At 75.4% G+C, this 9,914-nt stretch carries 7 protein-coding genes; 5 read left to right on the forward strand and 2 right to left on the reverse strand.

The window, feature by feature from the left end; genetic code table 11:
- Nucleotides 1–156 precede the first annotated feature (156 nt).
- On the reverse strand, nt 157–1,125 hold the full coding sequence (locus VG276_26780) for a CAP domain-containing protein (protein HEV8652895.1): 969 nt from the start codon (nt 1,123–1,125) through the stop codon (nt 157–159).
- Between the two features lie 302 nt (nt 1,126–1,427).
- Between VG276_26780 and VG276_26785 the strand changes: the two genes are divergently transcribed.
- From VG276_26785 to mnmA, 5 genes are all read left to right on the forward strand, one after another.
- Nucleotides 1,428–2,216 (forward strand): electron transfer flavoprotein subunit beta/FixA family protein, encoded by a 789-nt coding sequence (locus VG276_26785; GenBank protein ID HEV8652896.1) that lies wholly within the window; start codon nt 1,428–1,430, stop codon nt 2,214–2,216.
- A gap of 85 nt (nt 2,217–2,301) precedes the next feature.
- Nucleotides 2,302–3,258, forward strand: coding sequence for an electron transfer flavoprotein subunit alpha/FixB family protein (locus VG276_26790; protein ID HEV8652897.1), 957 nt, complete (start codon nt 2,302–2,304; stop codon nt 3,256–3,258).
- Between the two features lie 7 nt (nt 3,259–3,265).
- On the forward strand, nt 3,266–7,015 hold the full coding sequence (locus tag VG276_26795; protein ID HEV8652898.1) for a transglycosylase domain-containing protein: 3,750 nt from the start codon (nt 3,266–3,268) through the stop codon (nt 7,013–7,015).
- Between the two features lie 27 nt (nt 7,016–7,042).
- A complete protein-coding gene (locus tag VG276_26800; GenBank protein HEV8652899.1) occupies nt 7,043–8,203 on the forward strand; it encodes a cysteine desulfurase family protein in 1,161 nt (386 codons plus the stop codon).
- A 148-nt stretch (nt 8,204–8,351) separates the two neighbouring features.
- Nucleotides 8,352–9,413 carry a tRNA 2-thiouridine(34) synthase MnmA gene (mnmA, locus tag VG276_26805; protein ID HEV8652900.1) on the forward strand — a complete coding sequence of 354 codons (1,062 nt, stop codon included), beginning with the start codon at nt 8,352–8,354 and terminating at the stop codon, nt 9,411–9,413.
- Between the two features lie 27 nt (nt 9,414–9,440).
- Here mnmA and VG276_26810 read toward each other — a convergent pair whose 3' ends face one another.
- Complete coding sequence (locus VG276_26810; GenBank protein HEV8652901.1) at nt 9,441–9,911, reverse strand: GNAT family N-acetyltransferase; 471 nt, start codon at nt 9,909–9,911, stop codon at nt 9,441–9,443.
- Between the last annotated feature and the right edge of the window lie 3 nt (nt 9,912–9,914).

Raw genomic sequence — 9,914 nt, forward strand, 5'->3', positions numbered from 1 at the left:
CACGTGGGATCGACCTCGGCGGGGTGGGACGGCCTGGCACGGACCGGCCAGGAGAGCGCCCAGCCTACCCGGGGAAGGTCACACGGTGGTGAACGCCAGCCTCCCCGGGGAGGTAGATCACACGGTGATGCACGCCCAGCCTCCGTGGGGGGTCGGTCACACGGTGGTGAACGCCCAGGTCCGCCCGAACGGGCGCCAGGGCGCGGCCGGGGCCGCCCGCACGTGCCCGCTCATCGTCACCCGGTAGCGGGTGCGGGGCGCCAGGGGGGCCCTGGCCGCCAGCATGGCCGCGTTGCCGGGCAGGTTGCGGTCGACCCAGCCGCCCAGGCCAGGACCTGCGTAGCGCACGCCCAGGTAGGCCGGGACGGGTCTGCCGTTCCTGGACAGCGTCATCCGGGACACCTTCATCGCCTCCCAGCCGCTGGCCTGCAGCGTCGCCACGTAGCCGACCTTCGGCGTGGTCGCCTTAGAGAACGGCCTCGGCGCCTCGAGCCTGCGGTCGAACGAGGTCGGCACCCTGACCTGGTTGTCCGCCGGGTAGGCGACGATCCGCGTCACCTGACGCTGGCGCGGCCACGCCATGTCGAGCACCTCCGCCGACCACGTGTGCCTGCCCAGCGCCGCCGAGCTGGCGGTCTTGGACGCCGAGGCGCAGCCGGCCCTGGTCATGTTGGGGTCGAGCAGCGGGAAGCGGTGGTAGGGAGCGTCGGTCCAGGCCCACACGCCGGCCAGCGCGCGCGCGTCCACGCCGGTGATGACGTCCTCGGCCTGGGCGAGCCAGGAGCTCGAGGGTAGCCCGGCCGCCCTGGTTCGGTCCCAGGGAAGCCGCCCGGTGTAGCCGGGCCGCCCCCTGGTCTCGTGGTGCGCGCTCAGGTCGCGCAGGCCCCGGGCGTCGGCGGCGGCCCGGTAGGCCGCGTGGTTGCGGGCCGCCGTGGCCAGCGGCTGGCCCCTGCCCGGAACGGTAAGGGAGCGGACCGGCGGGCTTCCGACCCGGTGCCTGACCGCGTTGAGCTGCGCGAGGCAGCTCGCGGCCGACTCCCCGCCAGCCGCGCCAGGCAGGACCAGGACGGCCAGCAGCGTCGCAGTAGCCAGCGTCAGCCTGGAAGGGGACCGGTACCAGCGCATCGCACCACCGTCCGTGAGTCAGGGCCGCCTGCGCGGTACGGCGGTCTCGCCACAAGGGACTTCCGCAGGTCGGCGGTGTCTGCATGGCCAGCTACCGTGCAGCGGGTCCTATCGTCGCTACCTGTCCGCCGTCTCTTCGGCAGCTCTGGAGCCGTCATGAGGCGGCAGCGCGAACGCCGCTCGCCGATTTGCGGCATCATTGGGGGCCGGTCCTGGCCCCGTCGGTCCCCGGACCGCTCCCTCGGCCTGGGACCTGCGGTCCGGCCGCCGGACCGCACACCACTGTTTCGGAGGTCGAGCACGTGAAGATCCTGGTCACCGTCAAGCGCGTGCCGGACACGGCCGCTGAGAAGCGGCTGGACCCGGCCGACAAGACGCTCGACCGCGAGTCGGTCGAGACGATCCTGAACCCAGTCGACGAGTATGCCGTCGAGGAGGCGCTGCGGCTCAAGGAGGCGGTCGGGGGCGAGGTCGTGGTGCTCTGCATGGGTCCCGAGGCTGCCCTGTCGACCGTGCGCACCAAGGCACTGTCTATGGGGCCGGACGCCGCCGTGCACGTCCACGACGACGCGTTGCATGGGTCCTGCGCGTTCAACACGGCCAGGGTCCTCGCCGCCGCCGTCCGCACCGTCGAGCCCGACATCGTCATCACCGGCTCGGAGTCCACCGACGCGCGCACCTCGCTGGTGCCGAGCGCGCTGGCCGAGTACCTGGGCTGGCCCGGCCTCACCGGCGCGAAGAAGCTCGAGGTGGACGGCCAGACCGTCCGCATCCACCGCGAGACCGACACCGGCTACGACGTGGTCGAGGCCGAGGGCCCGGCCGTGGTCAGCGTGGTCAAGGGCATCAACGAGCCGCGCTACCCCTCGTTCAAGGGCATCATGGCGGCCAAGTCCCGCCCGGTCACCGACCTCACCCTGGCCGATCTCGGCATCGACCCCCAGGAGGTGGGTGCGGCCGGCGCCACCACCGAGGTGGTCGACTTCGCGCCCCGGCCCCCGAAGCAGGCCGGCCAGGTGGTCAAGGACCCCGGCGACGGCTCGGCAGCCCTCGAGCTGGCCGGCTTCCTCGCCGCCAACAAGTTCATCTGAGACCCCGGTCTGATGAGACCCGATCCGGCCCGGGTCGGGAGCGGTCCCTGGTCACAACGGCCGGCCCGCGAGGAGGCGTCAGGAGATGGCAACGGTTCTGGTCCTCGTTGAACACGAGGCGGGCTCTCCCAAGAAGGTCACCTACGAGATGCTGGCCAAGGCCCGCGACCTGGGCGAGCCGGCCGCCGTGCTGGTCGGCCAGGGCGCCGAAGGGGCGGCCGACGCACTCGGCGCCCACGGCGCGGCAACCGTCTACGCGGCCACCGGGGAGGGCTGGACGAACATGCTCGCGCTCCCCGTGGTCGACGCGCTCGAGGCGGCCGTCGAGCGTGCCCAGCCGGCCGCGGTCCTGGTCGCTTCCAGCCCGACCGGCAAGGACGTGGCCGCCCGTCTCGGCGCCCGCAAGGGGTGGGGCGTGCTCGCCGACGTGGTGGACGTCGACGCCGATCTCGTCGCCACCCAGGTCGTGTTCGGCGGGGCCACGGTGGTCCGGTCCCGCGTCAGGACCGGCACCCCGGTCCTGGTGGTCAAGCCGAACTCGTTCCCAGTGGCCGAGCAGGGCGGCGGCGCCCCCGAGGTGGTCGACCTGGGGGCGCGGACCACGGCCGGAGCGGCCGACGGCCGCGTCACCGACCACGTCGTGTCCGAGCGTGGCGGGCGTCCCGACGTCGCCGAGGCCGAGATCATCGTCTCGGGCGGGCGCGGCCTCCAGGACCCGTCCAACTTCGCGCTGGTCGAGGCGCTGGCCGACGCGCTCGGGGCGGCGGTCGGGGCCAGCCGGGCCGCGGTCGACGCCGGCTGGTACCCTCACCAGCACCAGGTCGGCCAGACCGGCAAGACGGTCTCCCCGCAGCTCTACGTCGCCGTCGGCATCTCAGGGGCCATCCAGCACCGGGCCGGGATGCAGACCTCCAAGACCATCGTCGCCGTGAACAAGGACGGCGACGCGCCGATCTTCGCCATCTCCGACTTCGGCGTGGTGGGCGACCTGTTCAAGGTCGTCCCCCGGCTGACCGACGAGGTCGCCAAGCGCAAGGGGTAGCCGTTCGATGCCCGACGCAGGAGGACCGCCGCGGCGCAGCGCCACCCACCCCACGGTCTCCGGGGCGGCCAGGTCCTCCTTGCACGCAGGCGGCTGCTGGGTCCGGCTGCTTGCCGGCAGGCCGGGGCGCCGGTCGCGGCTGCGGGCCGCCCGGGTCGCACTGGGCGCGGCCGTCGCCGCGTACCTGCCCGACGAGCTGGCCCCCTCCTTCCTGGTCGAGCCCCTGGCCAGGCGGCGCGTGGTCGAGACCGAGCTGGACGGCCGGCATGCCCTTGCCCCCGGCCCGGCCGTGCCGTCCGGTCCGGCCGTGCGGCCCGGCCCGGCCGGTCGGGCGGACCCGGCCATGCTGGCGGACCCGGCCGGTCGGGCGGACCCGGCCGGGTCTCGCGCGTCCTACAGGCGCGACCCGTCCAGGCGCGACCCGTCGCGCCGGAGCGTGCGCTCCGGCCCGGCCGCTGCCGAGCGCGCGCTCCGGGCACCCGACGCCGTTGCCGCGGCGGTGGCCCACCGCCTGGCCCGCCGGCGCCTGAAGACCGTGGACGCCCAGCTCGGCGCCTGGGCGACTGGGCTGGTCGACCTGCCCGTGCCCGAGCTCGAGGCGAGTCGCCGGGCCGCCGACCGTGCCCAGCGGGACCTCGCCACCGCTGACGCCGAGCTGGGCGCGTCGCTCCGGGCGGCGTTCAGCTCCGCTAGGCTGGCAGTCGTCCTCGCCGTCGAGGCAGTCGTCGACTTCGTCGTCTGGGTGGCCGCGGCGATCGCGAGAGGCGCCGACCTGGTCTGGTCGTGGCTGGTCTCGGGCTGGGTGGCCTCGGCCCGGCGTCTGGCCGTGGCCCGGACGGCGGTCGCGGCCCGGGTCACCCGCGACCGCACGGTCCGACCGCGCCGGGGGCGGGTCGCCGGTGCCCGGCGGGCCGCCAGGTCCCGGCGCGCCGCGAGCTCCCGGCGGACGGCCAGTGCCCGCCAGGTCGCGACCGTGGCCGGTCTCGGCGGGCGGCACACGGTCGCCGCCGGAGGCGCGTCGGCCGGAGCCGTCCACGGCGTCTGGATGGCCGGTGGTCTGGATGCCGGGCGGCCAGGCAGGCACGAACATGACGGATCGGGATGGAGAGAAGCCATGGATGGTCCCGGCGCCCCAGGCGACGGCGAGCCGGACGCAGGTCCCCCGCGTCCGCAGGGCGACGGCGAGTCAGACGCAGGTTCCCGGCGTCCACGCGGCGGCGAGCCGGGCCGCGCCGGCCCGCCCGGCGGTGCGGGGTACTGGTGGGCGCCGTCCGAGCCGGAGGATCCGGCCAGCCACCGCCGACGCGGTGACGACGCCGCCGCGTGGACGCCGGACCGGGAGGCGGCCCGCGAGCGAGCCGGCGATGATCCCGCCGCGTGGACGTCGTCCTGGCCGGCCGCCGGCCAGGACGACGCCACGGCGCGCCCGCACGCGGACGCGGAGCGGGAGACCGTCCGACTCGGGCGGGAGACCGTCCGACTCGGGGCCGGGTCCGGGGGGCCGGAACGCAACGGGGCGGCCCCGCGGCCCCGCGACCCGGTGCTGGCGGCCGTGAGCGGCACCGCCGGCGCAGTGGCCTGGAGGGTGCGCCGCTTCGGGCGATGGACCGCCCGCTGGCTCGCGCCTCTGGTCGTGGCCGTGGCCGCGCCGCCCAACCGGGCTCGCCGGCCCTGGCTCGGGCTCGTCCGCCCGATCGCCGCCGCCTGCGTCCTCGCCCTGGTCATCGGCGTGCTCACCGCGCTGCCCACCGGGGTGGTCATGGCCGGCTCGGTCAAGGCGGCCGGCAAGGGCCTGCCCGACCTGGCCGACCTCCGTCCCCTCGACCAGCCGGAGCGGACCGAGGTCTACGACGTCAACGGCAAGCTCATCGAGGTCCTCAAGTCCGAGCAGGACCGCATCGTGGTGCCCCTCGCCGCGGTCCCGGTGATGGTGCAGAACGCGGTCGTGGCCGCCGAGGACGCCCGCTTCTACGACCACCACGGCGTCGACCAGCGCGGCATCCTGCGGGCGCTGTTCACCGACATCGCCGAGGGGGCGCGAGCCCAGGGCGGCAGCACGATCACCCAGCAGCTCGTGCGCAACGCCTACCCCCAGCTCAAGGAACAGTCGCTGGCCCGCAAGGTCAGGGAGGCCGCGCTCGCCGCGGAGCTGGAGCGCCGCACGAGCAAGCCGAAGATCCTCGAGCAGTACCTGAACCGGGTCTACTTCGGCGGCGGCTACTACGGCATCGAGGCGGCCAGCCGGGGCTACTTCTTCAGGCGGGTCGGCCAGCTCTCGCTCGCCCAGGCGGCCACCCTGGCCGGCATCATCCGCTCGCCCGAGACCGGCAACCCGCGCTCGAGCCCCCAGGAGGCCCTGCGCCTGCGCAACACCGTGCTCGACCGCATGGTGGAGCTCAGCCTGGTCCCGGCCGACCAGGCCGAGCGGGCCCGCCGGCAGCCGCTCGGGGTGCAGAAGCGCAAGCCGCTGCCTAACGGCCGGTACCGCTGGTTCATGGACGGGGTCAAGCAGCAGCTCCTCGAGGACCCGCGGCTCGGCCGCAGCCGGGAGGAGCGCGAGAAGAAGCTCTACGAGGGCGGCCTGCGCGTCTTCACCACGCTGAACCCCAAGATCCAGCAGGACGCCGAGCGGGCGGTCAGGGAGAAGGGCCCGCCGGGCGGGCCCGACGTCGCCCTGGTCGCGATGATCCCCTCGACCGGCGCGGTGCGGGCGGTCGTGGGCGGCCGCGACCGCGTCCACGGCCGCTTCAACCTCGCCCTGCAGGGCCACCGCCAGGCCGGGTCGGCGTTCAAGCCGTTCGTGCTCGCCTCCGCGCTCGAGAACGGCATCTCGCCCGACTCGGTGTGGGAGACCAGCGGCTGGCCCGCCCGGATGGTCTGCGGCGCACCGTGGAAGGTCAACAACTACGAGGGCAAGGGTGGCGGCCTGCTCCCGGTGCGGGTCGCCACCTGGCTTTCGGTCAACGGCGTGTTCGGGCGGCTGATGGAGCAGCTCTGCCCCAAGAAGGTGGTGGACATGGCCCGCCGCCTGGGGGTCCGCGTGGACCACGAGCAGGAGAACGCGCCCTCGATCGCGCTCGGCTCGGCCAACGTCTACCCGGTCGACATGGCCGCCGCCTACGCCACCTTCGCCAACATGGGCGTGTACCAGAAGCCGAACTTCGTCACCAAGGTCGTCCGTCACGGGCAGATGCTGTTCGAGAACACGCCGGCCGGCGAGGCGCGCGTCCCGCCCGCCCTCGCCTACGAGGTCAACGACGTGCTCAAGGGCGTGATCGACCACGGGACCGCGGTCGCGGCCCGGATCGGCCGGCCCGCTGCGGGCAAGACCGGCACGACCCAGGAGTACCGCGACGCCTGGTTCGTCGGGTACACGCCGCAGCTCGCCACCGCGGTGTGGATGGGCTACACCAGGGAAGAGTTCTCGATGCGGAACATCGCGGGGTTCTCCACGGTCACCGGTGGGTCGCTCCCGGCGCGGATCTGGCACGATTTCATGCAGGAGGCGCTCGCCGACACCGAACCGGCCGACTGGGAGCGTCCCCAGGAAGGGCTGCAGTACACCGTGCTCCCGCCACCACCACCGCCGACCACCCAGACCACCATCCCCGGCCAGCCGCCCGGCACGACCGTTCCCGGCCAGACCACCCCGCCGACCGGGCCACCCACCACCGTGGTCGAGCGAGCCCCGGCCAAGCCCAGGCGCCTGGCCGGCAAGGACGGCGGGCAAGGTCACGGCCAGCAGCAAAAGAAGTAGCCCTGCGCGGAAGGAAGTAGCCCGCTCGTGCCCTATCTCGACTACGCGGCCAGCGCCCCGCTCCGAGCCGAGGCGCTGGCTGCCATGCGCCCGTTCCTCGAACGGCCGGCAGCCAACCCGTCGAGCCAGCATGGCCCCGGCCGTGCGGCCCGGGCCGCGGTCGAGACCGCCCGCGAGCAGGTCGCCGCCCTGGTCGGGGCCGCGCCCAGCGACGTCGTGTTCACCTCGGGTGGCACCGAGGCCGACAACCTGGCGGTCAAGGGCACGGTGCTCGCCAGCGAGCCCGATGCCCGCCACCTGGTCGCCTCCGCGGTCGAGCACCACGCCGTGCTCGACGCGGCCGCCTGGGCGGTGGCCGACGCCGGCGCCGACCTGACCCTGGCCCCGGTCGACCCGGCCGGCCGGGTCGACCTCGACGCGCTCGCCGACGCCGTCCGGCCCGGCCACACGGCGCTGGTCGCCCTCATGGCCGCCAACAACGAGGTCGGCACCGTCCAGCCCGTGGCCGAGGCGGCCGGGCTGGCCCACGCGGCCGGGGCGGTCCTGCTCTGCGACGCCGTCCAGGCCGCTGGCACGCCCGGGGTCGACGTGGCCCGGGACGGCGTCGACCTGCTCGTCCTGGCAGCGCACAAGCTGGGCGGCCCGACCGGGGTGGGCGCGCTCGTGGTGGGGACCGGCGTCGCACTGCGGCCCCTGGTCCACGGCGGTGGCCAGGAGCGGGGCCTGCGCTCGGGCACGCTGCCGGTGGCCGCGCTGGCCGGGTTCGGCGCGGCTGCGGCGGTCGCCCTCGCCGAGCGGGAGGCACAGGCTGCCGCGCTCGCCCGGCTCCGGGACCGGCTGCTGGCCGGCCTGCGCACGCTCGAGCCCGCGCTCGTCGTCAACGGCGACCCGGCCCGGGGCCTGCCCGGCCTCGCCTCGGTCCGCTTCCCCGGCCGCCGCTCCGAGGACCTGCTGCTGCTGCTCGACCGGGCCGGGATCGCCTGCTCGGCCGGGTCGGCCTGCGCCAGCGGGGCGGTGGCCGCGTCGCACGTGCTGCTCGCCATGGGCCGGACCCCGGCCGAGGCCCGCGAGACGGTCCGGTTCAGCCTCGGCCACGGCTCGACAGCGGCCGACGTGGACACCGCCGTGGCCGCCGTGGGCCATGCCCTGGCCACCCTCGCCCCAGCCACCACCGGAGCCACGCCGTGAGCGCGGCGTGCGCTCCTGGAGCCTCGCGTGGGCGGAGGGTGCGCCGGGCCGGTGCGGCGGGCGCTCTTGGAGCCTCGCGTGGGTGGAGGGTGCGCCGGGTCGGTGGGGCGGGCGCTCCTGGAGCCTCCCGCGGTTGGAGGGTGCGCCAGTGAGCGCGCCTCAGGTGCTGGTCGCGATGAGCGGCGGGGTCGACTCCTCGGTGGCGGCGGCGCTCCTGGTCGAGCAGGGGTGCGACGTGACCGGCGTCCACCTCAAGCTCGCCCGCGTCCCAGCCCACGCGCAGGTGGCGGGCAGGGGCTGCTGCACCCTGGCCGACGCCGACGACGCCCGCCGGGTCGCCGACGCCCTCGGCATCCCCTTCTACGTCTGGGACTTCGTCGACCAGTTCCAGGAGGCGGTGGTGGACGACTTCGCCGCCGAGTACGCGCGCGGCCGCACCCCCAACCCGTGCGCCCGCTGCAACGAGCGGGTCAAGGTGGTCGGGCTGCTCGACCGGGCCCGCGCCCTCGGCTTCGACGCGCTCGCCACCGGCCACTACGCCCGGGTGGCCGGCGCCCGCCTGTACCGGGGCGCCGACGCGGCCAAGGACCAGTCCTACGTGCTCTACATGCTCGGGCCGGGAGAGCTCGACCACCTCCGCCTGCCCCTCGGCGACCTGACCAAGCCCGAGGTGCGCCGGACCGCCGCCCGGCTCGGGCTGCGCACCGCGGCCAAGCCGGAGTCCTACGACGTCTGCTTCATCCCCGACGGCGACACCGCCGGCTGGCTGGAGCGCCGCCTGGGCCGCCGTCCCGGCCAGGTGGTGGACGCCCAGGGCGACGTGCTCGGCGGCCACCAGGGCGCCTACCGCTACACCGTGGGCCAGCGCCGCGGCCTCGGCCTGGCCGCGCCCACGCCCCGCTACGTCCTGCGCATCGAGCCGGCCGCCGACCGCGTGGTGGTCGGCGAGCGGGCCGAGCTGGCCATCCGCGCCGTGGAGCTGGAGCGGGCGACCTCGACCGACGGGCTGGGCCTGCGGCCGGGGCCGGCCCGGGTGCGGCTGCGGGCCCACGGCAACGAGGTCGGCTGCCTGGTCGACCCGGCCGGCCCCGGCCGGGTCCGCCTCCGCCTCGACGAGCCCGTCGACGCGGTCGCGCCCGGCCAGGCCGGGGTCCTCTACGACGGCGACCTGGTGCTGGGCGGCGGCACGGTGGCCGCCACCACCGCCTGATATGCATGCCTGACCGCCAGCGTGCGCTCAGCGGGCGTCCCCGCCGTCGGCGGTGGCCGGGCCGTACACCTCGGTCGGCTCCCGCCAGATGCCCAGCAACCGGCTGGCCCGCTCCGGGCTGAGCGGGTCGAACCCGAGCTGGCGGTAGAGCCCGTGCGCGTCGGCGGTGCCGAGCAGGAACCACCGCAGCCCTTGCAGGCCGGGGTGCGCGAGCACCTCGCGGACCAGCCGCTTGCCCAGCCCGCAGCCGCGGTGCTCGGGCAGGACGAACACGTCGGCGAGCCAGGCGAACGTCGCCTGGTCCGTGACGACCCGGGCGAAGCCGACCTGCTCGCCCGAGGCGTACAGCCCGAACACCAGCGAGTTGCTGATCGCGCGCTCCACCACCGCGCGGGGGACGCCCCGGGCCCAGTATGCCTCCTGGCTCAGGAACCGATGGATCATGACCCGGTCGAGCCGGGTGGCATCGGTCGAGATCTCGTACCCGTCGGTCCCCAGGCT

It is taken from the genome of Actinomycetes bacterium (assembly GCA_036000965.1).
In the GTDB taxonomy this organism is placed as follows: domain Bacteria; phylum Actinomycetota; class CALGFH01; order CALGFH01; family CALGFH01; genus DASYUT01.

Bases quoted from the DNA above. Each gene is read 5' to 3' on its own strand.
- VG276_26790 (HEV8652897.1), top strand. From the start codon at position 2,302: ATGGCAACGGTTCTGGTCCTCGTTGAACACGAGGCGGGCTCTCCCAAG.
- VG276_26780 (HEV8652895.1), bottom strand. From the start codon at position 1,125: ATGCGCTGGTACCGGTCCCCTTCCAGGCTGACGCTGGCTACTGCGACG.
- VG276_26795 (HEV8652898.1), top strand. From the start codon at position 3,266: ATGCCCGACGCAGGAGGACCGCCGCGGCGCAGCGCCACCCACCCCACG.